Annotated in this window: 16 protein-coding genes; 9 read left to right on the top strand and 7 right to left on the bottom strand. The window is 66.9% G+C overall.

Annotated features, from left to right (window positions below):
* Positions 1 to 24 precede the first annotated feature (24 nt).
* Positions 25 to 459, bottom strand: a complete 435-nt coding sequence (locus ABEA62_RS10445; protein WP_286216518.1) for a helix-turn-helix domain-containing protein — start codon at positions 457 to 459, stop codon at positions 25 to 27.
* 106 nt (positions 460 to 565) lie between these two features.
* Between ABEA62_RS10445 and ABEA62_RS10440 the strand changes: the two genes are divergently transcribed.
* Positions 566 to 4027 (top strand): TM0106 family RecB-like putative nuclease, encoded by a 3462-nt coding sequence (locus ABEA62_RS10440; protein WP_345380007.1) that lies wholly within the window; start codon positions 566 to 568, stop codon positions 4025 to 4027.
* A 106-nt stretch (positions 4028 to 4133) separates the two neighbouring features.
* Here the strand turns inward: ABEA62_RS10440 and ABEA62_RS10435 are convergent, their stop codons facing one another.
* Both ABEA62_RS10435 and ABEA62_RS10430 read right to left on the bottom strand, forming a co-directional pair.
* Positions 4134 to 4397 (bottom strand): hypothetical protein, encoded by a 264-nt coding sequence (locus ABEA62_RS10435; protein WP_286216519.1) that lies wholly within the window; start codon positions 4395 to 4397, stop codon positions 4134 to 4136.
* Positions 4398 to 4544: 147 nt separating this feature from the next.
* On the bottom strand, positions 4545 to 5771 hold the full coding sequence (locus ABEA62_RS10430) for a DUF2130 domain-containing protein (protein ID WP_345380004.1): 1227 nt from the start codon (positions 5769 to 5771) through the stop codon (positions 4545 to 4547).
* A gap of 192 nt (positions 5772 to 5963) precedes the next feature.
* Between ABEA62_RS10430 and ABEA62_RS10425 the strand changes: the two genes are divergently transcribed.
* The 7 genes from ABEA62_RS10425 (at position 5964) to ABEA62_RS10395 (ending at position 20821) form a co-directional block, all read left to right on the top strand.
* A complete protein-coding gene (locus ABEA62_RS10425; protein ID WP_286216525.1) occupies positions 5964 to 7940 on the top strand; it encodes a hypothetical protein in 1977 nt (658 codons plus the stop codon).
* 51 nt (positions 7941 to 7991) lie between these two features.
* Complete coding sequence (locus tag ABEA62_RS10420) at positions 7992 to 9560, top strand: class I SAM-dependent DNA methyltransferase (protein ID WP_425558023.1); 1569 nt, start codon at positions 7992 to 7994, stop codon at positions 9558 to 9560.
* A 116-nt stretch (positions 9561 to 9676) separates the two neighbouring features.
* Complete coding sequence (locus tag ABEA62_RS10415) at positions 9677 to 10747, top strand: restriction endonuclease subunit S (RefSeq protein ID WP_286216527.1); 1071 nt, start codon at positions 9677 to 9679, stop codon at positions 10745 to 10747.
* Positions 10747 to 11805 (top strand): 5'-nucleotidase, encoded by a 1059-nt coding sequence (locus ABEA62_RS10410; protein WP_286216528.1) that lies wholly within the window; start codon positions 10747 to 10749, stop codon positions 11803 to 11805. The genes ABEA62_RS10415 and ABEA62_RS10410 overlap by 1 nt, the downstream gene beginning before the upstream one ends.
* Positions 11806 to 11893: 88 nt before the next feature.
* Complete coding sequence (locus ABEA62_RS10405; protein ID WP_286216529.1) at positions 11894 to 15070, top strand: type I restriction endonuclease subunit R; 3177 nt, start codon at positions 11894 to 11896, stop codon at positions 15068 to 15070.
* Positions 15071 to 15584: 514 nt separating this feature from the next.
* On the top strand, positions 15585 to 18842 hold the full coding sequence (locus ABEA62_RS10400) for a DEAD/DEAH box helicase (protein ID WP_345380027.1): 3258 nt from the start codon (positions 15585 to 15587) through the stop codon (positions 18840 to 18842).
* A complete protein-coding gene (locus ABEA62_RS10395) occupies positions 18839 to 20821 on the top strand; it encodes an AAA family ATPase (protein ID WP_286216531.1) in 1983 nt (660 codons plus the stop codon). The genes ABEA62_RS10400 and ABEA62_RS10395 overlap by 4 nt, the downstream gene beginning before the upstream one ends.
* 198 nt (positions 20822 to 21019) lie before the next feature.
* On the opposite strand, the gene ABEA62_RS10390 is transcribed toward ABEA62_RS10395, so the two are convergent.
* The 3 genes from ABEA62_RS10390 to ABEA62_RS10380 form a co-directional block, all read right to left on the bottom strand.
* Positions 21020 to 21985, bottom strand: coding sequence for a restriction endonuclease (locus tag ABEA62_RS10390; protein WP_286216532.1), 966 nt, complete (start codon positions 21983 to 21985; stop codon positions 21020 to 21022).
* Positions 21986 to 22115: 130 nt separating this feature from the next.
* Entirely contained in the window at positions 22116 to 22481 is a 366-nt protein-coding gene (locus ABEA62_RS10385) for an HNH endonuclease (RefSeq protein ID WP_286216699.1), read from the bottom strand.
* A 116-nt stretch (positions 22482 to 22597) separates the two neighbouring features.
* On the bottom strand, positions 22598 to 24688 hold the full coding sequence (locus ABEA62_RS10380; protein WP_286216533.1) for a nuclease-related domain-containing DEAD/DEAH box helicase: 2091 nt from the start codon (positions 24686 to 24688) through the stop codon (positions 22598 to 22600).
* A 236-nt stretch (positions 24689 to 24924) separates the two neighbouring features.
* Between ABEA62_RS10380 and ABEA62_RS10375 the strand changes: the two genes are divergently transcribed.
* The gene (locus ABEA62_RS10375) at positions 24925 to 25110 is read left to right on the top strand and encodes a hypothetical protein (RefSeq protein WP_286216534.1); all 186 of its coding nucleotides are present in this window, start codon (positions 24925 to 24927) and stop codon (positions 25108 to 25110) included.
* A gap of 128 nt (positions 25111 to 25238) precedes the next feature.
* Here ABEA62_RS10375 and ABEA62_RS10370 read toward each other — a convergent pair whose 3' ends face one another.
* Complete coding sequence (locus ABEA62_RS10370; RefSeq protein ID WP_286216535.1) at positions 25239 to 25628, bottom strand: DUF2510 domain-containing protein; 390 nt, start codon at positions 25626 to 25628, stop codon at positions 25239 to 25241.
* Positions 25629 to 25897: the final 269 nt, after the last annotated feature.

The raw sequence follows: 25897 nt of genomic DNA, 5'->3' as shown, positions 1-25897 counted from the left end.
AGACGCTATCGCACCGCCCCGACATCACTCGATGTCGAAGTCATCCTCGAGAGCGAGCAACTCTTCGAGTGCCGCCCGTTGCGCCCGGATCCGCCGGTTCCTCAGCGCGACCACATCGGCGGTCTTGACCCGCGTGTGCGTACCCACCTTGTGCGAGGGGAGTTCACCCGTGCGCACCCACTTCATCAGAGTCGTCCGGCTGACACCCAACTGCTCAGCTGCCACTGTGGTCGTGAGTTCGGGTGGAATGCTGCCCACCGTCACGGTGTGCCCATCGGCGATCTCGCGAAGGACACGCGCGAGAAGGTCGGCGAAATCGGGCGTCAGTTCGGGCGCTCCGGCCAGGGCGAGTCGTTCACCGCGCTCCGGCATGGACCGCTCGAGAAACGCAACCAACCGCGCGGCCTCTCGACGCTCGGCCGGATCCGCAAACACTGTCGACGAACCGAGTTCCGGCATGTCCTCTCCCCACTCACTGAAGTTGCAAGTGTGCCCTACTTTCATTCATAAGTGCAACCCTTCTTGCCCGTCGCTAGGCTGAGCGCCACAGTCTGAGGGGACCCACATGCACATCGAAGGCGACGTGATCACGTGGAGCGCGAGCGAGCTCGCTCGCGCCTCCGCGTGCGAGTTCGGATTCCTGCGAGACCTGGACGCGAGGCAGGGTCGCATCGCCCCGCTCCCCGACAACCCGGACGCGATGCTGGAACGCACCAGCGTGCTGGGTGCGCAGCACGAGCAGCGCGTCCTCGAGCGCTACAGGCACCAGCACGGCGACGCCGTCGTGGTCATCCCCCGCCCCGATCGCGCGGCGGGCGTCACCACAGCGGAGGCCCACCGCCTCACCCGCGAGGCCCTCACACACCGCGCCCCGGTGGTCGCCCAGGCCGCGCTCGAGAGCGTCCACGACGGCGCCCGCTACGTGGGTTACGCGGACTTCGTGGTCCTCGAGGCGGACGGCACGTACAGGGTCGAGGACACCAAACTGGCCCGCAGCGCCAAGGTCACCGCGCTACTCCAACTCGCCGCCTATGCGGAGGCGCTCGAGGCGATGGGCATGCGGGTGCACCCCACGGTCTCGCTGGTGCTGGGCGACGGCACCCGCACCGACTACTCGCACGCGGACATCGCTCCGGTGCTGCACCTGCGCCGGGACCGGCTGCTGGCGATGGTCCGCGAGCGCCAACGCGACGGCGCCACCAACGGACCGCCCGTCGCCTGGAACGACCCTCGCTACACGATCTGCGGCGCGTGCCCGCACTGCGAGACAGAAATCGAGGCGACCGACGACATCCTCACGGTCGCCACCCTGAGCCGCGGCCAGCGCGAGCGCCTCCACGCCGCGGGAATCGTCACCACCGCCGACCTGGCGGCACGTACGGGACCCGTCCCGGGCATCGGCCGGGAAACCCTCGACCGTCTGCGCGAGCAGGCCCGCCTCCAGGCCAGCGCCACGCGGGGCGCCCCTCCCCCGTATGAGGTGGTGGATGCGGAGGCGCTGCGCATGATCCCCGCACCGAGCCCCGGCGACATCTTCTTCGACTTCGAGGGCGACCCGCTCTATTCCGAGGGCGAGGGCGCCACCTGGGGGCTCGATTATCTGTGGGGCTGGGTCGACGCCGCGGGCGAGTTCCACCGGCTGTGGGCTCACGACTTCGCGGGCGAACGCGAGGCGCTCACCGCCTTCCTCGCTCACGTGGCTGAGCTGAGGGCCGCACACCCGGGCATGCACATCTACCACTACGCCCCCTACGAGCGCACGCATCTGTTCGCGATGGCGGCGCGCTGGGGAATCGGCGAGCATGCCGTGGATGACCTGCTGAGGGCCGATGCCCTGGTGGACCTCTATCCGATCGTCCGGCGGGCGCTGCGGGTGGGTTCGGCGTCGTATTCGATCAAGAAACTCGAGCCGCTTTACATGGGCGACCAGCATCGCGAGGGCGTGGACAACGCGGGCGACTCGATCGTGGAGTACGCGGAGGCGTGTGCCGCGCGCGAGGCAGGCGACACCACGGACTACACCCGGCGCCTGGCGGACATCGAGCAGTACAACGCCTACGACTGCCGCTCGACCCTGGCACTGCGGGACTGGCTGCTGGAGCGCGCGGCCGAGCACGGCGTCACCCCGCACGCACCCGACGTCCCCGCCGAGGCCGGGGCGAGCGAGGACACGGACGCCGATGCCGGCCCGTCCGCCCTGGAGGTCGCGCTCGAGGCGCGCGCGGCGCAGGCGAGCGACGCGACCGATGCCGCCGCCTACCGGATCGCGGGCGCGGCGGTGGATTACCACCGCAGGGAGCGCAAGTCCTTCTGGCACGACCACTTCGCACGCCTCACCGATCCCAAGGAGGACTGGGCGGAGACGCGCGACGTGTTCGACGTCTCCCACGGCGAGGTGCTGCGCGACTGGTTCAAGGAGGGCAAGCAGCGCGTTCTGCGCCGTCACGTGAGGCTCCACGGGGTGCCCGCGCCGGGCTCGCGCTTCGCGGGCGCCCAGCCATTCGCCCTCTATGACGATGCCCCCTACGCGTCGCGCGCAGCCGTGGGCGAGCGCACCGCGCATGTGGTGACGGTACTCGCCGAAGGCGACGACTGGGTCGACATCGAGGAGACCGAGAAGCAGGGCGAGACGTGGACCTCCATGCCGACCGCGCTCACGCCCGCCAAGCCGCCGAACACGGCCTCGATCGAGGCGGCCATCGCGGCCTGGGGCGACCGCGTGGCGGGCGCGGACCGGTGGCCGGCGGACCCGGCATCGGACCTGTTGCGGCGCGTGCCGCCGCGAGTGAGCGGCGCGGAACTGACGCCGGCGAGTGATCCCGACGACACCGTCGGGCCGCTCGTGGACTCACTGTGGCGCCTGGATCGTAGCTATGTGGCGGTGCAGGGGCCGCCTGGCACGGGCAAGACCTACGTGGGGTCGCACGCGATCGCCGCGCTGGTGCGCCAGCACGGATGGAAGGTGGGCGTGGTCGCGCAGTCGCACGCCGTCGTGGAGCACATGCTCGACGCCGTGGTCGAGGCGGGCGTGGACCCTCGCCTGGTGGGCAAGGTGCCCAAGGATGCGGCCGCGCCGGTGCGGTTCACGGCCATCGCGAGGGACGGTCATGCCGCTTTCGCCGCGGAGCGCCCGGGCGGGTACGTGATCGGCGGCACGGCGTGGGACATGACCAACCCCAAGCGCATCACGCCCGGCCAGCTGGACCTGCTGGTGGTGGACGAGGCCGGCCAGTTCGCGTTGGCGGACACCATCGCGGCGGCGCAGTCGGCGTCGCGCCTGCTGCTGTTGGGCGACCCGCAACAGCTGCCGGCGGTGACGCAGGGCGTGCACCCGGCGCCCGTGGACACGCCGGCGCTCGACTGGCTGAGCGCGGGTCACGACGTGCTGCCGGCGGAGTTCGGCTACTTCTTGGGGCAGAGCAGGCGCATGGCCGATGCGGTGGCCGGGCCCGTCTCGCGCCTCTCCTATGCGGGGGCGTTGGTGTCGCACGCGTCGACGCTGTCGCGGATGCTCGCCGGGGTGGAGCCCGGGCTGGTCGCGGTGCCCGTGCCGCATGCGGGGTGTTCGACGTCGTCTCCCGAGGAGGCCGCGGAGGTGGTGCGGATGGTGCGCGAGCTGCTCGGGACGTTGTGGACCGATCCGGCGGCGGGGCGCGTCGAGGATCCGCTCACGCAGGCGGACTTCATTGTGGTGACGCCGTACAACGCTCAGCGCGGCGAGGTGATGAGCGCGCTCGCCGCCGCAGGGCTGGGGGAGGTGCGCGTGGGCACGGTCGACAAGTTCCAGGGGCAGGAGGCCGTGGTGTCGATCGTGACGCTCGCAGCCTCCTCGGCGGCGGACGTGCCGCGCGGCATGGAGTTCCTCATCAACCGCAACCGGCTGAACGTCGCCATCTCGCGCGCCAAGTGGGCCGCGAGGCTGGTGTACTCGCCGGGGCTCTTGGGGCATATGCCGGGGACGCCTCAGCGGTTGGTCGAACTGGGGCGGTTTGCGAGGTTGGTGGAGGTGGGGCCGAGCCGCGACTGAGCGGAGCGATTGTCGGGCGCGTGCCTCGGGCAACCGCGGCTATTCGGAGTCAGGCTCCGGTGGCTTCGTTCGCTTCCTCAACCGCCGGGATGCGACAGATGGCCTCCTAGACCGGGAAGAACACAGGCTTGGAGGGCTGAGCTGGCGCGGCGAACCTGGAGAACTTGCCGTCCTGGCGCGGTGCAACGCGGCACGCGCCCGGGTCGTGCCGGACGCCGACCCCGCGTAGGAGGTCGGCAGCGCCGCAGATCTCCGTGATGACGATCGCGTCGGCGCGCGCGCTGGGCCCCATGCCCCGGTAACCGCGCGCGCGGGTTTCCTGGATGAGGGCGTCGAGCCCGTCGGTCGAGAGGATTCGGATGACGTCCATGACACGCCTCCTCTTGCGACGGTAGGCGTGTTCTGCGGGGAGGCTAGGGACTTCGGTCCTTCAGAGGGACGATGCACGGAATAGCCGGGCTCTCCGTGTCGACCGTGCCGGGCGGCACCGCCTCAACGCGCCGCCCGACCTGCGTCGTCAGTCCGCGATCCGCTGCTCGGACGCCTCGATTGCGGAGAACTTCTGCTTCATCGTCTCGTTACCGCGAGTGAGCTTCTTGACGGTGAGCGCGGTTGCCTTGTCGTTGGCCAGCCGGAGGTTGTTGCCCGAGCCGAGCAGCGCGTCCTTGACCTTCTGCAGGCGGTCGATCGCCTTGTCGATCTCCTCGATCGCGGTGTCGAACTTGCGCTTCGCCAGGTCGTAGTTGCGACCGAAGGCCGCCTTGAAGTCCTCGAGCTCGTTCTCAAAGTTGGTGACGTCGATGTTCTGCTTGGAGAGCTGCTCGAGCTCCGCCTTGACCGTGATGGTGTCCTGGGCGGCGTTGCGAAGCAGCGCGATCATCGGCAGGAAGAACTGCGGACGGATCACGAACATCTTGGGGTACGCGTGGGAGACGTCCGTGATTCCGGTGTAGAGCTCGGAGTCCTCCTCGAGCATGGAGACGAGCACCGCGTACTCGCAGCCCTTGTCGTTGCGGTCCTTGTCGAGCTTGGCGAAGAAGTCGCTGTTCTTCTTCCTCGTCGAGGAAGCGTCCGACTCGTTCTTCATCTCGAACATGATCGAGACATATTCGACGCCGTCATCGCTGAAGTCGCGGAACACATAGTCGCCCTTGGTGCCGCCCGATGCGTCGTTGTCCTTGGCGAACTCGGCGTTGGGAAACGCGAGGGAACGCATGCGGTTGAACTCGATCTCGCAGTGCTGCTCGAGAGTCTCGCCGAGCAACTTAACCGAGAGCTTCGCCTTCATATCCTTGTAGCGGGCGATGAGCTCGTCCTTCACGGCGAGTTCCATGGCGTGCGACTCCTTGAGCGCAGCTTCCCTGACCTTCTGCTCGGCCGCCTGCAGTTCCAGCTTGCTCTTCGCCTCGAGGAGGCCCTTTTCTGCGGCCGACAACGCCTTCGCGACAGCCAGCTCCTGGTTCGCCGCTGCGGCCTTGAGCTCGCCCTTGAGCTGCTGGATCTCGGTGTCCTTCGTAGCGCTCGTCTGCTGCGCCTGCTGCTGTGCGCTCGCGACGGCGAGCGCAATCTCGGTCTCCTTGGCCTTCTCAGCCGCGGCGAGACGCGCGTGGAGCTCGCCCTCGAACTCGGCGGTGCGGACCTGCTGGACGATGTCGGCGTACTGCGCCTCATCGATGGTGAAGAGGGTGCCGCAATTCGGGCACTTGATCGTGTTCGGCGTGTGGTTCGGCGTGATGTCAGTCACGGGCGTCTCCAAGAGGTGTGTCAACGGATGCCACAGGCGGGGCGTCCCCCAGCGGCGCCCCGCCTGTGGCTGCGACGTGTGCCGCTAGCTAGATGCTGCATCAGGCACTGACCGCGCCGGGCAATGCGCTTGATAAGCCGTCTTATCAGTCAATCCAGACCACAAATGACCCACTACCGGTACCTTGGTCTCATGCCCACTGCGCACTCGCACCTGATCGACCTGGCCGGCGTTGCCCGCCTGGCTGGCGTGCAGCGGCCTGTGGCCTCGATGTGGCGTACACGCTTCGCCACCGCACGGGATCCCTTTCCTGCTGCGGTGCATCAGATGGGCGGAAGGCCCCAGTTCGCGGTTCAGCAGGTGGCCGAATGGCTCGTCCGCACTCGGCATGGCAACAACCCGGCAGCACGCGAGGATGCCGCTGCCGCGGCAACTCCGACGGACTTCTCCTTCTCTGACGAGGGCGCGGTCGCGGAACTGGAGGCCCTCGTCGCGCTATTCGCCCTCTCCGAGGACCTGCACGGACCCGGGAGCCACAAGCTCGAGGAGGTCGCTGCCACGATCGACCCTCGCGACGGCCTGCTGCGAAGCGAGATCACCGCGCACGTCCGTCGTGGTGCGCCGTGGCTCGACTACGCCATTCTCCTCATCGACGCGTGCTACTCACCGTCCGCCGCATTGGCGCTCATCGCTCAACGTTCGGCGGCGTCGAACCGGTCGGCAGGGTCCGCCGGACCGCTGGTGAACGATGCGCTTGCCCTGGTCATGGAGGCCACGCGCGCCCTCATGGCTCCCGACGCCACCGTGGTGCTGGACCCCAGCGATCCCGCGCTCTCCTCGACGATGGCGGCGAGTCTCGGCGACGACGTGCGTCTGACCCTCCCTGCGGAGGCCGATGCGCGGCGGGTGCGACGCAGGCTTCGCGTCGACGGGCACTGGCTCGCCGACCCCGACGATGCGACGGCTCGTGGCATCGCTGTGGCGCGCGTTCCGTCTCGCCGGGACGACGATGTGGCCGCGATGCTACAAGCTGTCGATGAGGTCGCGCTGTCGCTGCGCGATTCAGACGCAGCGGTGGTGATCGGCCCTGCGAGGGTGCTCACTGACCCATTGACGTCTGAGGATGAGCAAGCACGCGCCCACATCCTTCGTTCCGGTCGCGTCCGCGGGATCGTGCGCCTCCCTCCGGGACTCGTCGACAGCGCCTCACGCGAGCCACTCGCCATGTGGGTGCTCGGAACGCCGGCGGGGAACGTTCCGGCCTCGGAGCGATTCACAGCCGTAGCCGACCTCAGCCAGAATCCCCTCACCCCCGCCGCCCGCGCCGATCTGGTCTCGGATGTGATCGCCGGGATGGGTAGCGGTCGGGATGTGCGCGCCCACCACTTCCGGTTCGCGACCTTCGTGCGGACGGCGTCGCTGCAGGCTCGCAGCGACTCGCTCGTCGCTGCCGCATCCCGGAAGCGCCCGTTCGCTCCCAACGACGTGGCAGATCTTCCCGCGCTCCTAGATATCGCGGCAGAAGCCGTGCGTGATGACGTCGCCCCGATCCCGATCGCGCCCGACTCTCATGCCGCCCCGCGGGCCGCATCCGTGTCCGAACTGATTGGCGCTCGACACTTGCGACGCATTCGCGGTACGAGGCTCAGCCCTGACTTGCTGGGACGCGAGGGACTAGTTGTTGTCACGGCATCGGACCTCGATCACCCTTCAACCATCGGGACCACGCGTGTCGATCAACTCGCGTTCGCGGCACAGCATCCGTCCGCGACGCTCACCCGACCCGGTGACGTGATCTTCCGCACGTCCCCCACCGCTGCCGCGTGGGTCGATGCCGACGGCTCGAAGGTGGTTGCCTACCCCGCCCGCGTGCTGCGCATCACGGCGAGCGACCCCGGCGGACTCGTCCCCGAAATCGTCGCGGCCGACATCGCGAGTGCCCCCGGCGGTGCCGGAGCATGGAAGCGATGGATGCTGCGCCGCGTCGCCCCGCACACCGTTGCGCCTCTACGCCAGGCCCTGGCTGAAGTCGCAAATGCCCGCAGTGAACTCGAGGCGCGCGCGGCTCGCCTCGAAGAGTATTCCGCCCTGATCGTCGCCGGTGCGACGTCGGGAGCGGTGACCATGATTGAGACCAACCACGCTGCAGCAGCGGCGTCCACGCAGTAAGGACCCACCATGCCCCGCGCACAGAAAGTCGTCCCACAGGCGCCGTCAACCATGAAGGAGCTGAAGGACACGCTCTGGAAGGCCGCCGACAAGCTCCGCGGCTCTATGGATGCGTCCCAGTACAAGGACGTCATCCTCGGGCTCGTGTTCCTGAAGTATGTGTCCGACGCGTTCGACGAGCGCCGGGCCGGCATCCGCGCCGAACTGGTCGGGGAAGGGTATGACGAGGACCAGATCGCCGAGCTCATCGACGACACCGACGAGTACACCGGCCGTGGCGTGTTCTGGGTGCCCGCGAACGCCCGCTGGGGATTCCTCGCCGAGAACGCCAAGGGCATCGGCCCTGCGATGGGCCAGGCGGAGAAGTCGATCGGCCTGCTCATCGACGAGGCGATGGATGCCGTCATGCAGGCCAACCCGCAACTGTCCGGCACCCTCCCCCGCATCTTCAACCGTGACAACGTCGACCAGCGCCGCCTCGGCGAACTCGTCGACCTGTTCAACACCGCGCGCTTCGCCGCCCAAGGCCAGGGTGGGACGGACGGGCGCCGCGCCCGCGACCTGCTCGGCGAGGTGTACGAGTACTTCCTCGAGAAGTTCGCCGCCGCCGAAGGCAAGCGCGGCGGAGAGTTCTATACCCCCGCTGGCGTCGTCCGCGTGCTCGTCGAACTCCTCCAGCCGACCCGCGGCCGCGTGTACGACCCCGCATGCGGGTCGGGCGGCATGTTCGTGCAGGCCGAGAAGTTCATCGACGCCCACCACGGCGAGGGCAGCGACATCTCCGTCTACGGGCAGGAGCTCAACGAGCGCACCTGGCGCATGGCGAAGATGAACCTCGCCATCCACGGCCTCACCGGCAACCTCGGTCCCCGCTGGGGCGACACGTTCGCCCGCGACCTGCACCCCGACTTGCAGGCCGACTACATCATGGCCAACCCGCCCTTCAACATCAAGGACTGGGCCCGCAACGAAGAAGACCCCCGCTGGCGCTACGGCGTGCCCCCAGCCGGCAACGCGAACTACGCGTGGATCCAGCACATCCTCTCCAAGCTCGCCCCCGGCGGACAGGCCGGCGTCGTCATGGCCAACGGTTCCATGTCGTCGAACTCCGGCGGCGAGGGCCAGATCCGCGCCGAGATCGTCGAAGCCGACCTCGTGTCCTGCATGGTCGCCCTGCCGACCCAGCTGTTCCGCTCGACCGGCATCCCGGTGTGCGTGTGGTTCTTCGCGAAGGACAAGGGCGCGCGGGCGGGCGAGGTGCTCTTCATTGACGCTCGTGGCCTCGGGCACATGGTCGACCGCGCAGAGCGCGCCCTGTCAGACGACGACATCGCGAAGATCGCAGGCACCTTCCACGCGTGGCGCGGCGTCGAATCGGATGCTGCGCCCGACGAGTACGCGGACATTCCGGGGTTCTGCTACTCGGCAACGCTCGCCGAAATCAAGGCCGCCGACTACGCGCTCACCCCAGGGCGGTACGTCGGCGCGGCCGAGGCCGAGGCCGACGGCGAGCCGATCGAAGAGAAGCTCGCGCGGTTGCGGGCCGAGCTCGAGGCGAAATTCGTTGAGTCGGCGCGGCTAGCCGAGGCCGTGCGCGAACAGATGGGGCGGCTCTCGTGACCGCGTTCGCGGACTTGCTCGAGTCGCCGCTACGAAGCGGATTCACGATTCCCGCGGCATCTCGCGGGACCGGCGTACGAATGCTCAACATGGGCGAGCTCTTTAAGTATCCACGCGTGCCCGACATCGAGATGGTCCGGGTAAACGCTCCAAGTGCGGCCGAGGATCGGGCCTACCTGAAGAAGAACGATCTCCTTTTCGCGCGCCGCTCCTTGACGCTCGAGGGCGCGGGCAAGTGCGCGATCGTCGCTGAGGTCACTACGCCGACGACTTGGGAGAGTTCGATCATTCGCGCTCGCGTAGACGCCAACAGGGCGAGCGCCCCCTTCCTGTATTACTACTTTCGATCACCGCAGGGCCGCCGTCAGATGGAGACAATCGTCGAACAGGTGGCAGCGGCCGGCATCCGCCTCACCGATCTCGCCAAACTCAACGTCCCTAGCCCTCCCCTCCCCGAGCAGCAGGCGATCGCCGAGGTGCTGGGCGCTCTCGACGACAAGATCGCCGCCAACACCGCCCTCGCCGCCACCGCCGAGCGCATCGCCTCGGCCACCTACGACGCGATGACTCGGACGTGGCCACGCGTATTGATGAGCACTGTGCTCGACCCGATTCTCGGCGGCACGCCCGCGCGAGCGCGGGAGGACTACTGGGCCGGTGGCGACCAGCTTTGGATATCGGCCCGCGACATCACGTCCGCCCCTAGCCACGTTGTGGTCGATACCGCCGAGAAGATCACGTCAGCGGCCCTTGCTGAAACCAAGGCCAAGGCGCTGCCCGCGGGGTCAGTGATCTTGACGGCACGTGGAACGGTAGGTGAGGTTGGCCGCCTGGCGCGACCCGCTTCCTTCAACCAGTCGTGCTACGGCTTCCGCCCAGACGTCTTGCCGCCGAGCCTCCTCTACTTCGCGGTTCTTCAGGCTACCGAACGTGCCAAAGCCGTCGCGCACGGATCCGTGTTCGACACAATCACGAAGGCCACGTTCGACCACCTCCATCTCGCATGGGACGAAGTGCAGGCACCCCGCGCGGAGGTGCAAATAGCACCCCTGCTTCAAGTCGTCGCTACGTCGATCGAAGAAAACCGCACCCTCGCAGCGACCCGCGACGCGCTGCTCCCCCAGCTCATGTCGGGCAAGCTCCGCGTTCGCGACGCTGAGGCTGCGGCATCCGAGGCGGGAGCCTGATGCCATACGAGCTTGGGCATCGGCTCGTCATCGGAATCGCGTCGAGCGCGCTCTTCGACCTGACGGACTCCGATGCATACTTCCGCGCGCATGGCGAAGAGGCGTACCGCACCTATCAAGCGGGCCGAATCGATGAGACGCTCGGTCCCGGCGTTGCCTTCGGATTCATTCGCAAGTTGTTGGGCCTCAATGATCTACGCCCCGATGACCCGCTCGTCGAGGTGATCGTCCTCTCCAGGAATGATCCCTCGACCGGGCTTCGCGTCATGCGGTCGATCGAGGCGCACGGCCTCGCGATCAGCCGCGCCATCTTCACCCAAGGCGAGTCACCCTACGAGTACATCGGGGCGTTGTCGATGTCACTCTTCCTGTCGGGTCAGGAGCAGAGCGTGCGTGATGCCATGGCTGCCGGCTTTCCCGCCGGGCTTGTACTGGCGTCAGCCGATTCCGGTCGTGACGATGACACCGTGCGAGTCGCGCTTGACTTCGATGGTGTGATCGCAAGCGACGAGTCCGAGCAGGTGTTTCAAAGCGGCGGCGGACTGCCCGCCTTCCACCAACACGAGGTGGAGAAGAGGACCGTCCCGCTCGCGCGCGGCCCCCTCAGCGAGTTCCTGCGCGACCTCAACATGATTCAGAGCGTCGAGCGCGAGCATCGTCAGACGAATCCCGACTACCAGCCGCGGCTCCGCGTCTCGATCGTCACCGCCCGAAACGCGCCCTCGCACGAGCGAGCCGTCAACACTCTCGAGGAGTGGGGCGTCACCGTCAACGACGCCTTCTTCCTCGGCGGTATCGACAAGGGCACCATCCTGCAGGTCATGCGACCCGATATCTACTTCGATGACCAGCGAGGCCACCTCGAATCCACGTCGAGGCATGCGGCGAGCGTGCATATCCCTTACGGCATCGCGAACGAACGGCCAGCGACGACGGCTTCCGCGAATCGGGTGGGACCGGCCGTTGCCAGCGGCGAGGCACCACAGCCCGAAAGCCAGGCCACCGACACGGCAACGGGCCGCATCGTCTCTCGCTCGATAGAAAACACCACCACATGAGCAGCACTGCGACGCCGCGAGCGGCCAAGGGTCGCGCGGGAGACGAACCATCCATGAACCATCGACGCCGAGGACCTGGAGAACTGACGTGACCGCACTGTCTGAAGCAGATTGGGAACAGGACGCGCTCGAAACCCTGGCCGAGCCCCTTGGCTGGCGCCCAGCCAGGGGCGAAGACATCGCGCCCGGGACGAGCGAGCGCGAGACGTGGGACGACATCCTCATCAGACCGCGCCTGCTCGACGCGCTGCGTCGCCTCAACCCCGGCGTCCCCGGCGAGTACCTCCAGCAGGCGGTCGCTGAGATCGCAGCGCCGAAATCGCAGGATGCGATCACCGAGAATCACCGCATCCACGAGTACCTGGTCGCCGGATACCCGTTGTCCTACATCGACTCCGATGGGGTCGAGCGAAACCCGCGGCTCCGGCTGCTCGGCTCCGACCCTGCGGAGAACGACTGGCTGGCCGTGAACCAGGTGACGATCCGCCAGGGTGATCTGCACCGCCGGTTCGACATCGTGCTTTTCGTCAATGGCATGCCCCTGGTCATCGTCGAGTTGAAGCGGGCGGGCTCCGCATCCACCGGCGTCGCGCCGGCCCACGCACAGCTGCAGACCTACTTGCGCGAGTTCCCCATGGCGTTTCGGTTCTGCGTGCTCACCCTCGCGAGCGACGGGCTGGAGGCGAAGTACGGCACTCCCTTCACCCCGCTCAACCACTTCGCGCCGTGGAACGTAAATGACGATGGCGCACCGCTCCAGCAACCGCGCATTGAGGACGCCGTCTCCGTGGAGCCCATTGACGACGCGCTCAACGGGCTCTTCAACCAGGAGCGGTTCCTGCAGTTGGTACGCAACTTCACCGCGTTCGATGAGGGCGCGGACGGGCTGGTCAAGCGCATCGCGAAACCCCACCAGTACTTCGCAGTCACCAAAGCTGTCGGAAGCACCGTGCAGGCCGTTGAGACGAACGGCAAGGCCGGCGTCGTCTGGCACACCCAGGGCTCCGGCAAGTCCATGGAAATGGAGCTGTACACGAACCTGGTGTCGCGGCATCCGAAGCTCAAGAACCCCACCGTGGTGGTCGTCACCGACCGCACCGAGCTCGACGGCCAGCTGTTCCAGACCTTCGACCAGAGCCTTCTTCTCGCCGAGAAGCCCGTGCAGGTGCGGGAGCGGGCGCACCTGCGCGACGAACTACGCAATCGGGTCACGGGCGGCATCTACTTCACGACGCTCCAAAAGTTCGGGCTGACCGAGGTGGAGAAGCAGTCCGGTACCCAGCATCCGCTGCTCACCGACCGTCGCAACGTCATCGTCATCGTCGACGAGGCGCACCGCAGCCACTACGACGACCTCGACGGGTACGCCCGACACCTCCGCGATGCGCTGCCGAACGCCACTCTGATCGCCTTCACCGGCACGCCCATCTCGCTCGCCGAGCGCGACACCCGGGCGGTGTTCGGCGACTACATCGACATCTACGATCTCACCCGCGCCGTGGACGACGGCGCGACCGTGCCGGTGTACTTCGAGCCGCGACTGATCAGGGTTTCGCTCGCCGATGGCGCGACCGAGGAGGCCATCGACCGCGCCGCGGACGAGTACACGGTTGGTCTCGATGACACTGAGCGTGCCCGGCTTGAGGCATCCGTCGCCGTCGTCAATGCCGTCTACGGCGCCCCCGAGCGCATTGAGAAGCTTGCTACCGACATCGTCGAGCACTGGGAGGAACGGCGGGCACGGATGTTGCCGTTCCTCGAGTCCCCGGGCAAGGCGCTGATCGTCGGCGGCACCCGAGAGATCTGCGCCCGTTTGTACTCCGCGATTGTGGCGCTGCGACCGGAATGGCATTCCGACTCGCTGGACGCAGGCCGCATCAAGGTGGTCTACTCCGGCTCCGCATCGGACGTGCCGCCGGTGAGCGAACACGTCCGCCGTGACTCCGAGAACAAGGCCATCAAGGCGCGCCTGAAGGATCCCGCGGACGAGCTTGAGATCGTGATCGTCAAGGACATGATGCTGACGGGCTTCGACGCCCCGCCGCTGCACACGCTCTACCTCGACCGGCCGCTCAAGGGCGCACTGCTGATGCAGACCCTCGCGCGAGTGAATCGCACCTTCCGCGGCAAGGAGGACGGCCTCCTCGTCGCATATGCGCCACTGGCCGACAACCTCGCCAAGGCGCTGTCGGAGTACACGGTCACCGACCAGGAACAGAAGCCCATCGGCCGTGACGTCGACGAGGCCGTGGCGATCGCGGGCGACCTCGTGGCTGCGATCCGCGACATGCTGGTCGGCTGCGACTGGCGTGCGATCCTCGCGAAGGGCGGCCCGCGAGCGCTACGCACGGCCGCGACGACGGTGACGAACCACCTGCGCGACCCGCTCAACCCGCTGAACGCGGAAGACCTCGGTCCGGAGCGTCTTGCCTCCCGCTACCGGACGGCGACGGGGCAGCTCGCGCGCGCCTGGGCGCTCGCCTCAGGGCGCACTGGTCTCGCGGAACTGCACCACGAGATCGCGTTCTACGAAGAGGTACGGGTGTGGATGGCCAAGTTCGACGCGATCGAACGCCAGTCGCGCGACGAGCCCGTGCCAGAGGAGATTTCGCGCCTCCTCGGGGCGCTCGTCGCCGACTCGATCGCGCCGGGCGATGTCCTCGACATCTACGACGCCGCAGGCCTCCCACGACTCGCACTGGATGACCTCGGGCCCGAGTACCTCGCGAAGGCGCAGGCCGCCCCCAACGCTCACCTCGCGATCGAGGCACTGCGCAAGTCGCTGACGGATGCCGGCGCGGCTGTAACTCGCGGCAACCTGGTGCGCCAACGCGCGTTCTCACAGCGCATCGCAGAGATCATGAACAGATACACCAATCAACAACTCACGTCTGCCGAGGTGATCGCTGAACTCGTAGAACTGGCGAAGGAAGTCGCGGCCGAAGCGTCCCGGGGCCAGAACTTCTCACCGCCGCTGTCGGACGATGAGCTCGCGTTCTACGACGCGGTCGCGGCCAATGAGGCGGCGGTCAACGTCCAGGGCGAGGACGTGCTCGCGCAGATCGCGAGGGAACTCGTCGCGGTCATGCAGCGCGACGTGCGAACGGACTGGACCGTGCGCGACGACGTGCGCGCGAAACTGCGTTCATCGATCAAGCGACTGCTCGTGAAATACAAGTACCCGCCGGATAAGCAGCCCGAGGCGATCAAGCTCGTGATGGATCAGATGGAGGCACTGGCGCCGCGCTACGCGGACGAGCGGTGAACCCGAACACGCCCGTGTCGTAGGTGTTGAGAGCGGACTGACGGTTTCTGGTGATCGAGGGCCAATAGAGGTGCCCCGGTGGGCTGGCCGCATGATATGTATGCAGCAGCCATGGGAATTGCCTTGGTGCTGGCGGTCGCGGGCCGGCAGAGTGGTTTCATCATGACTAACTCGAGCAAGACACATATGCTGGCGTAGGTCTTCCGCAGGCTCGCGCGGTCCGACCGGAAGGCGGCCGACGACGCCGTGGTCGCGGCAGTCTGGGATGCGCCGCCGCCAGAGAGTGTCCGAGCAACTCCCGGGAGAATCCGCGAGCGCGGTCACGTGAGATGGGCCACTGAATCTTCCTTATCTCAGACATATCCAATACCTTCTCTAGGAACAAGATCCACGCCGTGGCGGATCGAGTGCTGAGGGGCATAGAGACTTGCACAGGGACCATTTCACCTACACGCCGTCGCTCGATCTGAACGCCGACGCTTTGGCTTCAGCGGGGCTGACGCGGTTGCTGATCATGGACACAGGCGTACCGGACATCGTCGAACACTTCGCCTCGACCCGGTGGAGCGGAGCGACTGACGTTCCCTTGCCCGCAGGCACGTACATCTTCTCGGGCATCGACGAACCGCTCGCCGTCGTCATTCCGTTCGGCAACGGCTTCGCCGACAGCGCATTGGTCCCGGTGGCCGAACTCCGAGACGACCACCCGCTGGCAGAAGCTTGGCGGTGGGGCGAGCACTGGTGGGAGCAGGCCCAGATGGTCGCCGTGCCGGAGTTCAGAGTCATGGAGCGGCTTCAGCAGGGCCGCACGGGCATCGAGGTCACGCCTACGCAGCGGCGTTTCGCGCACGGTCGCTGGACCTACAAGATCACCGTCGACGGCGCCACCATGTGGGAACCGGAGTCCGGCTTGACGCGGGCCGAGGTCGCCGACGATCCCGAGGATTGGGTCGCGGGGGTACCCGCGCCCGTCGCACGGTTCGCCGCCACGCTCAGCCGGGCCAAGTTGAGCAGCCGACTTTCGGACACGCTGTACTCCTTCCGCGCGACACGCACCATCTTCCGGCCGTACCAATTCAAGCCGGTCCTCAAGCTGCTCCAGACCGGCAAGGATCGCTTGCTGATTGCCGACGAGGTCGGCCTCGGAAAGACCATCGAAGCGGGCTTGGTATGGACCGAGATGGAGGCACGGGGGCAAGCGAACCGCGTGCTCGTCGTATGCCCGTCATCGCTCGTCGGCAAGTGGCAGCAGGAGATGGACGAGCGGTTCGGCTTCGACCTCGAGGAGCTCGACGTCAAGGGCCTGAACCGCTTCCTGGCCCGGCACCTCGAGAACCGCTTGCCCAAGCGCTTCCAGTACGTCACTAGCCTCGAGAGGCTCCGCACGTGGTCCGGGCTCGAACCTCTCGCCGACAACCCGCCTGACCTTGACCTGGTCATGGTCGACGAGGCCCACGCGATGCGCAACACAGGCACCAAGTCGAACAAGATGGGCGCGCTCCTGCAGGGATGGAGCGACGCGATCGTCTTCCTCACAGCCACCCCGATCAATCTCCGCCAGTCCGACCTCTACAACCTGTTGGACCTGCTGGTGCCGGAAGACGTCAGCGATCCCGAAGACCTCGAGCAGCGGCTCTTGCCCAACGCCGCACTCAACGCCACGGGCAGGCTGCTTTCCGATCCGAGTGCCACCGCACGGGATCGACTCGCACCCTTGATGGACCTGCCGGAATCGCGCTACAGCACCTACCTGGCCGGCCGACCGGACTTCGCCAAGCTCAAGTCGATCGTTGGCAAACCGGCACTGACACCGGAGAACGTGGTCGAGGCACGTCGACTCATCGCCGACCTCAACTCCCTGTCCACGGTGATCACGCGAACCAAGAAGGCCGAGGTCGACGAGAAGAAGCCTGTGCGCGAACCTCTTTGGCGCCCCGTCGAGTGGACCGCCGAGGAGTCCCGGTTCTATCGCGAGTTCCTCACCTGGTGCGAGGACCGTGCAGCGGCGGTCAACATGCCGTTGCACTTCGCACAGCAGATGCCACTGCGCCTCGCCAGTGCCTGTCTGCCGATGGCTCGGCGCGCCGTACTTGAGTGGACCCCCGACGTCCTCGAGACCGACGAGGCGGGCGAGGACCTCCGGCGCGACGATCTGTCGCCGTCGAAACTTGTCAGACCGCACCGCGAATTGATCGCGGCAGCGGAAGCGCTCTACCCGACGGTAGATACCAAGTTCGACCACCTGGTGCCGGTGATCGAGCAGATGGTCGCCGAGGGGCGACGCACGCTTCTCTTCACCTTCTCGCGCCCGACCTTGGCGTACCTCAAGAACCGGCTCATGACGCGCTTCCGAGTCGCGGAGCTCCACGGCGGCGTGAATCGCGACGGCCGGCGCAAGGTGATGACCGAGTTCCGAGCGGGCGCGTACGACATTGTGCTCGCCAACAAGGTGGCAAGCGAGGGCCTCGACTTCGAGTTCTGCTCGGCGGTCATCAACTACGACCTGCCGTGGAACCCCATGGAGATCGAGCAGCGCATCGGTCGCATCGACCGCATCGGCCAGTGCGAAAGCAAGATACTGGTGGCATCGTTCCGCAACGACGAGACCATCGATGAGCGGATCGTGGCGCGCGTGCTCGACCGCATCGGCATCTTCGAGGAATCCATCGGTCAACTTGAGCCGATCGTCAACAGCCAGATGAAGGTCCTCCGCGAGGCGTTCGACTTCTCCCTGACCGATCAGGAGAGGGCACTGAAGGAAACGCAGTTCCTCACGGCGGTCGAGGAGAACAAGGCAGGTCTGCGCGACGTTGCCGACGCCACCACGGGGCTGATCGTTGGCAACGATGTCGAGGTTGCGGGGCTCGCTGACGAGCTGGAAAAGTCGGGCCGCTACGTTGGGCAGACGGAACTCGCGCACCTGATCGCCGACTGGGCCGAGACCGATGGCGGCGCCCGCGTCGAGGTGTCGCCGGACGGCACGATGGTGACCGTCCAGGGCAATGCCGAGATGGCACGCCGTGTCGAGGCGCTGGCCTCGTCGGGGCGCCGCACCCGGCATGAGACAGACCCGTACGCAGCTCGACTCAAGAGCGAGCTTGAGCTGCACTTCGCACTCGATCAAGAGGTCGCACGTTCCGGCGCCTACGACCTGCTCACCGCGAACAACCCACTAGTGATGGCCGCCGTCGACGTACCTGGGAACAAGCAAGCACGCTTCGCGCACGCACGCGCGCGCCGCCACGACAGCAGCGTCCCAACCGGCACCTACCTTGTGGTGCTCGCACACGCCCAGGTCAATCCGCGAGGGGAGTCCGAGCTCTGGGCTACCGCGGTAGCTCCAACGGGGCAGGTCGATGAAGGCCCTGTCGCCTCCGCGCTTCTGGCGGCACTCGCTCGTGGAGACTTGGAGCAGTCAGCGAGCGCCATCCAGTCGGCACTACTGCCTCGTCTCGCGCAACGGGGGATGGATGCCCTGCACGACCGACACGCGCGGCAGATCGCCACCATCCAGGCGGACTACGCGGCGATGTCGCAGCTCCGCCGCGAGACCCTCGAAGAACAGCACGCTCGCCGTCTCGCGTCCATCCGCCGACGGATCGCCACTGCGCTCGAACGCGGGTCGCAGGACCGCTCGATCAAGGGCTTCCAGGGCATGGAGCGCAAGGCCGTGGCGCGGTATCAGGATCTTGTCTATCGCCTGGAGAACGAGGCCCCTCCGACCATCAAGCTCTCTCCCCTTGCCGTGTGCGCGCTGGAGGTGACGGAATGAACAGGGACGAGGAGATCGTCAACGAGCGCGCGCGCGAGGAGATCTACCGCCGAGCTCTCGACAAGAAGAACCGCGCTCGAATTGAGATCGCCGGAGCCGCGAGCTTCAACTGGACCGGCACCGGGCGCGCGCACGTGGCGGTCATGCCGCGCGGCGAGGTGGCGGGTCGCGTGAAGCTCACTCAGGCGCAAGCATCGATCCCGTCCGGGGAGTACTACATCGGCACTGCACACTACGAGGACGACGCGATCACGGTATTCAGCTGGGCCGCTCCGATCGCAGCTACGTTCTACAGGGAAAGCGGCCACGCACTGTGCGATTCCGTGGCGGGGATTCGAGCATTCGACCGCCGAAGCGACATGATCGCGGACTTCCAGGACTCGTGGCGCCTCGCGGAGCCCGGCACACGTCTGTTCGCGGGGCGGGCCCTCTCCGCACCTCGCGCCCCGAGTAGGCCGCTACCGGCGCCACCTCGCCCGCTTCCCATACCCGCAGCCACTTCTCAAAGAAGCGACTCCGAGGAGACGGGTAGTCCGATCGACGAAGCGGCACCTACGCCGCCGCAGCCCTCGGAGCCGCGCCCCGCATCGTCGCGCACGCTTCGCTCTGGAGACCTCCTGCGCCGTCGCCTCGCCGCACCCCGATCCGAGCGACTCGGTTCGGTTCTCTCGACTCTTCAGGCGGAGCAGTACAGCCTGGTCACGCGGCGTGGCGACGAGGACCTGATCATCGACGGCCACCCTGGGACCGGGAAGACCATCATCGCCGTGCACCGAGCGTCATATCTGGTGAGCGAGGACTACAACGCGCATGCAGACGAGGATGCCACGGTTCACAAGGTGCTGGTCGTCGGCCCGACTGACGAGTACGTCGAGCATGTGTCCGGCGCGATCGACCACCTCAACCAAGGGCACGACCACGTGCGCACGATCTCGCTCCGCCGGCTTCTCGCCATGCTCTCGGGCTTGCAGGAGGTCCCCGAAGGCAAGGCGATCACCACGCTCGAGGACGGTGACGGCTACCTGTGGACCTTGGCTCACAGCGCCGTCTCGATTCTCAAGCGACGACCGGCGCAGATCGACCGGCGCTCCACGCGAGTCCGCCACGCGTACGAGATCCTGCGTGCCAACGGTGAGCACGGCCGGGTGGTCACGCGCGACGAGACGTGGGCTCGGTACCTGCGCAACCTTCCGACGTTCGAGATCGCCAGGACGATGCGCAACCATGTGCCGCTTCTCGCGGCGCTTGGCTGGCATGTCGAGAAGACGCGCGACTTCGCGGGATTCGACCACTTCATCGTCGATGAGGCCCAGGACGTCATGGAGATCGAGTGGACGCTTCTCGACGCGATCAACACGACCGAGCGCTGGACCCTGCTCGGCGACATGAATCAGCGGCGGTCGGACGCGGCGCTAGGTAGTTGGAAACTCGTGGGGAACGCTCTGGGGCTCCTCGACGGAGCCGATCAGGCGCCCGTGACCAGGATCCGCCTCGGGTACCGATCGACAGGGCCGATCATGGCGTTCGCGAACCGCCTGCTACCCAAGGAACAGCGCACGCTCGAGTCGATCCAGGCTGGCGGCCCGGAAGTGGGCGTGCTGCGTGTGCGTGAGGCGGCCGTCCATGAGCAAGCGCTCGGCGAGGCCGTCAGTCTGCTGGGAAACAACCCGGAAGGCACCGTCGCGATCATCGGAGTGGAAGGCGCCGTCACCGAGACTGTGATGCGCAGGAAGGGATGGAAGAAGCACCCCCAGCATGCCTACCGATGGCGTCGCGAGAACCGCTCGCTCGATGTTCTCCATCCCGATCACGCACGCGGGCTGGAGTGGGACGGGGTGGTGGTGGTCGAACCCGCCCGGTTCCCCGTCAACTTCCTGCGTCACGGGCTGCTCTACACCAGTCTGACGCGCGCGAATCGTGAGCTTCGCGTGGTACACGCTCAGCCGCTACCCGAACCGCTTCGCGGGCGCGAACGGTAGATTTCATGCGACGCGGCGCCGCATAGGAAGTGCGCGCCGGCGGCCCTGAAGGCTGCGCGCACACGGATCTATTTCACAGGCCCGTGTGGACGCGAGAAGATTGCATGGTGCTAGTTGTTTGGGGCAGTTGACGGCGATGTGCGCGCGACCGAACTCGGCGGTGGTTCCGCGTTGCGGCGCTCTCGACCCTGGCTCGGGTCACGAGAAGAAGTCTTCGTCGATCTCCACGATGCTGACCGTCTCACGCACTTGAACGCCGATACCGTATCTGATCATGAGATCCGTCAGACGCGCGCCGTCGATCAGGATGATCCGCGTCGGCACCGCCTCCGCGTAGGTCTTCGCACCCTCCGAAAATCGACTGGTCGTGATGAACACGCCACGGTCGGCCTTGCCTGCGAGCGCTCCGACGAACCCCTGAACGTCAGGCCTTTGCACCACGTTGTGGCCTGCGTAGCGCTTCGCTTGGATGTAGACCTTGCTCAAGCCCAGGACGTCCTGGTCGATCACGCCGTCGATCCCACCGTCATTGCTCAGCTGAGTTACTGAGCCTCGACCTCCAGTACCCCCGTAGCCCATGGCGAGCAGCAGCTTGACGACAGCATCTTCAAAGAAGCCCGCGTCCTTGCCCTGCAACCTCGCCAAGAGTTCCTCGGCAACGTCCTCGTGAATGCGAGAGACACCACTCTGGACTTGCTCAGTTGGCGTCATCGACACCGCTTCAGCCGGCGCAGTAGGTACTTCCTTGGTCGCCGACCGTGTGGTGGGCTCGTAAGGGCGGATCGGTGTGGACGGATCTTCCGCGACAGCGTTCACATCGCCTTCTCGCATCCCGTCCGGGAAGCGATCGAGAAGATAGCGACCGCCCTCAGTCATGACGTATCGACCTCGGGACGGCCGCTCGAGTCCACCCACGATGGCAAGGAACGACAGCCCCCACCCGATGCGGTTCTCATAGAGCAACTGACCGGACGGCAACGTCACCGAGCGCTGCTCCGCCGTGAGTCCTACATACTCGGCGACGAGGGGGCACAGGTCGCGTCGGTGCCTAATCTCACCGTCCGCCATCACGCGGAGCGTGGGAACCATGAACTCCTCCCACGTCGGCATCTGGTTCATCGTCGCCCGCCCTCCACACCACGCGTCCGTCAGCACCTTGCTCATGACACCCTAGGGTGGATTCTGAGCACCGGGTGGCATCTGTCGTTGCCTGCCTCGCATTCCTTCCCACAACAAACAGCTACGCATACGTCGGAGACCACGCAATCCCGATGATCTGGAGAGCCGCCGGCAGCTACCGGCGCAGTTGGGCTTCAGCCTCGCTCATCACCGCACGAACACGAACATCTGCCCCCACTGGGAAATACCCGCGCCGCCGCTTCTCCAATGCGAGGACGTACCACCACGGCGGGGTCATGTCGCGCTTGCGGCGGTTGTGGTCTCGGCACAGCGCCTGACCATTGCTGACCACCATGGGACCGCCTTTGGAGTGCGGGAAGATGTGATCGATCTCGGTGGCTAAGTCTGGACACCGCCCCCAGGCGACGGACACCGCTCCCTCGCATCGTCCACCCGCGCGTTCGAAGACTGTGGCGCGGGCACCGTACTTGTATCCTCGCCACGGGTCGCGACGCGAGCTCACCGGTCCCCTGCCCAGCATCGGGAAGGAAGTCACGATCGCGAATGCCACGGCTGGAATAATCAGCGGTAGGAACGGGCTCATCGTGGCCCAGAGCGTGTCTAGCATCGCTCCCGCCACGTCGACCTGTGCTTTCACTACGACGCCACCCCGAGCCACAGCCCATCACGCGCACGGGTCGCACCGACAAAGAGCTCGCGCCGCTCCAGCTCCCAGCGTTCGCGCTCCAGGCCATCAAGCGGCGGCTCGCCCCCGCCCAGTGCCGCTTCGCGCAGATACGGCAGCAGCACCTGTTTGAACTCAAGCCCTTTGGCCCGCTTGATCGTGCCCACCTTCACCGCGTCGACCGGCACGCCGTCGTACTTGTCGAGCTCGAGCACGGGCAGACGCGCGGCCTTGAGCGCACCGACCGCCTGCCGCACCGCCCACGTCGACGAGCAGAGCACAGCCACGTCGCCGAGCCCCGTGCCCATTGCCTCCGTCGCCGCCCGAACTCTCGCGACCATCACACGATCATGCTCGCCCTGCGTCGCGCATCGTGCGACCACCGGCTCGGGACCGTGACGCGGCACGTCCGCGGGGCGCTCGCCGCGTGCGACCTCGCCCTCGATGTCCGCGTACTCGCTTCCTGCGATCACAGTGTGTGCGAAGCCGAGCACCTCGGCCGTGTTCCGGTAGTTCACATCCATCACCACGCCGCGGCCGGCCACCGAGACCCCCGCCTCGGCAAGCGTGTACCCGCCGGGATAGATGGACTGCTGACCGTCGCCGATCAGCGTCAGCCCGTCTGTCGCGTCCCCCACCACCGTGTGCAGCATCCGCACCATCGCGCAGGACAGGTCCTGCGCCTCGTCAACGATGACCGCCACGTACGGGTCCTCGAGCGGCTGACGCTTGAGTTCCGCCTCCGCCAGCAGGATCGCGTCCTCGAAATCGTGCACCCTCGCCTCCCGCAGCAGCCGGGTGTACTCCATATAGAGATCCCACACCGCGCCGCGTTCAGCCAACCCGAGACGATGCGTGCGCCCCGTCCGCGTCAGGTCGGAGTACTCGTGAAACTGGGTCAGGCCACGCCCCTTGATGACGTAGCGGAGTTCCTCTTGCCAGTACCGCTTGGTCAGGCCCTTGGCACGCAACGGGCTACTCGGTGGCACCGCCGCCCAAGCCCGCTCGAATGCGCCGTCCGCGCGACGGCTGTCGATCCGGCATGCGACCCCACGGTTCGCCAGGACATCGAGCGCGAAGCGGTGCACGCCGGTGAACTCCACCCGATCCACGGCGTCGGGCGCCATACGGCGTAGGTTCTCGCGCATCACGTCCGGCAGCGTGCGGATGAAGGTCGCGAATAGGATTTTGCCTTGCCGAGTTCCGGCGAGGTAGGCGGCACGATGCAAGCCCACGACTGTCTTGCCGGTGCCTGCCGCACCTCGGATGCGAGAGGGTCCGTTGAAACTGCGGCGCACCAGCTTCGCCTGATTGGGGTGGAGGAAGCTCATCCAGTCCTCGATGGGTTGCGCCAGGATCCCCTCGAGCAGGGCAGCCTCGACCTCGTCAGACGTGATGAGCTCCTCGATCACGGACGTCGGCGCGGGCGCCGACGCAGCCACCACCGGCTCGGGAAGAGTGGGCGTGGGGGCGGGAGCCGCGTGCACCTGAGGGAGCAGGGCGAGCGCGCGACCCAACACCACGTCCACCTGCGCCTCAGTCAGGCGCGCGCCGCGCGACGCGATGTTGCGCAGGATGTCGCCCTCGCCCACCACTAGTACGGGACCGATGCGCTCGCCAATCCCCTTCTGCCCCGCCAGCACCGCGACGGCGTGGACTTCGCCGGGTGCGAGCCCGACCTCGGCAAGGTCACCCTCGATGGTGTCCGCCAGGTCCGCGAGCGCCATCAGGTCCTCGGTGACGTCCTCGTCACCGCGGTGGATGCGCCCCTGGCGCATCGACACGTCCTTCCACGCCTTGGTGTCGACAATGAACACGCCCTGCGGGCCGATCACCACGAGATCCACCTGGGCACGCCTGCTGCCAGGCCAACGGCGGTCGGCCAGGAAGTGCACACCGATCGCGGCGAGCGGCGCAAGCACCTGCATCGTTCGCTTCTCGGTCACCGCGGCCACGCCGTAGCGGGCGGCCGCCGCGCGCGCCTCAGCCGCCGCAGCCGTGTACTGCTCGGCTAGAGCCGCCTGGCGTCGCGCCTCGGCCTCCGCCGATCCTCCAGCAGTCATCACTGAACCCCCTGGCAGGAGACTACTCACACAACCGTGGGGGACGTAGCCCGCGTCGCCAACTGCGCGCTCGCGCTCACGAATTCGGGGGGTGTTCGGCGCCGGAGAACTGCCCGTCCTCTGTCAATACACGCGAATGCGGGGTTCCCGGCACTGCGCGCCATCACAGGTCCACCGGGCCAGCATCGGGTCGGCAGCGGTGGCGTAGGTGAACCGCCTGTGCTGAGGAACGCCCTATGGCCAACAGCTACAAGACCCCCTTCCCCTCTCCCCGCGCCGCGATGCGCCCGGGCGCCGACCTCCTCGCGAAGTGCACCGCGCGCGGATCACCCAAGCCACCTCACGCCGTGCACCCGTGCAGGCAAAGAGACGCGTGCCACGTGACGTCGCAGCCGACCAAGTCCGAGGAACTCAACCACTGACCCAGGACTCGGCGGGTGCTCGCGACCTCGCCCGACGCAATTCACCGCGATCGACGAATCACGTCGTCACCAAGTTCGCACTCGGGGGCGCGGACCCTCCGGCCCTGACTTCGCCCACCACGGATCGTTCAGGACACCTTTTCAAACACCATCGTCGCTTGGATACGATCGCCACCGCCCATGCCCTTGCTCCCGGAAGCTGCGGTCGAGATCGTATGCAACCGATAGCCGAGCGCCGCTTGGCGGTTGATGACACGCTCGAGTTCGGTCAAATTCCCGGAACCCGTACCCCACAGCTTCTCTTTGAGAATCACCTGAAGCACGACATAGGTCATCCCCTGGGGCGCGGGTCGTGGCCGTGCGCCCGATACCGCCTCAGCCTCAATCCTGCTGACGACTCCGCTGAGGCCCTGCTGCTTCGGCTCCTCGGCCTGGAACTCGTCGGTCCACTCGCGACCGTCCCACCACCGCATCTTGCCTGAACCATCGTCGTACCATCCCGCTACGGCGTTTGCCATGTTCCGCCCCTCAATCAGGGAGCGCCGGGCGCTCCACTCATAGCCTGCCCCATCGTGGCGCAGAGCCTCGCCCGTACGCGCCGTTGTGCCTGCTCAGGGTGCGGCCGACATCGACGCACTGTCTTCGCGCTTGCAACCCGTGTACTCGACGGCACTTGACCCCGACCTCTCGATCGGTGAGCCACCATCGGCACCAGCCGCGCCCACCCGACGCGACGTGACCACGGCCCGGCATGGCCGCAGCGTCACGGCAGCCTGGCCGAGCCTCG

Source organism: Demequina sediminis, from assembly GCF_039545075.1.
Classification (GTDB): Bacteria; Actinomycetota; Actinomycetes; order Actinomycetales; family Demequinaceae; genus Demequina; species Demequina sediminis.
This window is presented reverse-complemented; position numbering and strand designations above follow the sequence as displayed.

Coding starts and splice junctions, on each gene's coding strand:
- ABEA62_RS10445 (WP_286216518.1), bottom strand. CDS start 459: ATGCCGGAACTCGGTTCGTCGACAGTGTTTGCGGATCCGGCCGAGCGT.
- ABEA62_RS10440 (WP_345380007.1), top strand. CDS start 566: ATGCACATCGAAGGCGACGTGATCACGTGGAGCGCGAGCGAGCTCGCT.
- ABEA62_RS10435 (WP_286216519.1), bottom strand. CDS start 4,397: ATGGACGTCATCCGAATCCTCTCGACCGACGGGCTCGACGCCCTCATC.
- ABEA62_RS10425 (WP_286216525.1), top strand. CDS start 5,964: ATGCCCACTGCGCACTCGCACCTGATCGACCTGGCCGGCGTTGCCCGC.
- ABEA62_RS10420 (WP_425558023.1), top strand. CDS start 7,992: ATGAAGGAGCTGAAGGACACGCTCTGGAAGGCCGCCGACAAGCTCCGC.
- ABEA62_RS10410 (WP_286216528.1), top strand. CDS start 10,747: ATGCCATACGAGCTTGGGCATCGGCTCGTCATCGGAATCGCGTCGAGC.
- ABEA62_RS10400 (WP_345380027.1), top strand. CDS start 15,585: ATGGACACAGGCGTACCGGACATCGTCGAACACTTCGCCTCGACCCGG.
- ABEA62_RS10395 (WP_286216531.1), top strand. CDS start 18,839: ATGAACAGGGACGAGGAGATCGTCAACGAGCGCGCGCGCGAGGAGATC.
- ABEA62_RS10390 (WP_286216532.1), bottom strand. CDS start 21,985: ATGAGCAAGGTGCTGACGGACGCGTGGTGTGGAGGGCGGGCGACGATG.
- ABEA62_RS10385 (WP_286216699.1), bottom strand. CDS start 22,481: ATGCTGGGCAGGGGACCGGTGAGCTCGCGTCGCGACCCGTGGCGAGGA.
- ABEA62_RS10380 (WP_286216533.1), bottom strand. CDS start 24,688: ATGACTGCTGGAGGATCGGCGGAGGCCGAGGCGCGACGCCAGGCGGCT.
- ABEA62_RS10375 (WP_286216534.1), top strand. CDS start 24,925: ATGGCCAACAGCTACAAGACCCCCTTCCCCTCTCCCCGCGCCGCGATG.
- ABEA62_RS10370 (WP_286216535.1), bottom strand. CDS start 25,628: ATGGCAAACGCCGTAGCGGGATGGTACGACGATGGTTCAGGCAAGATG.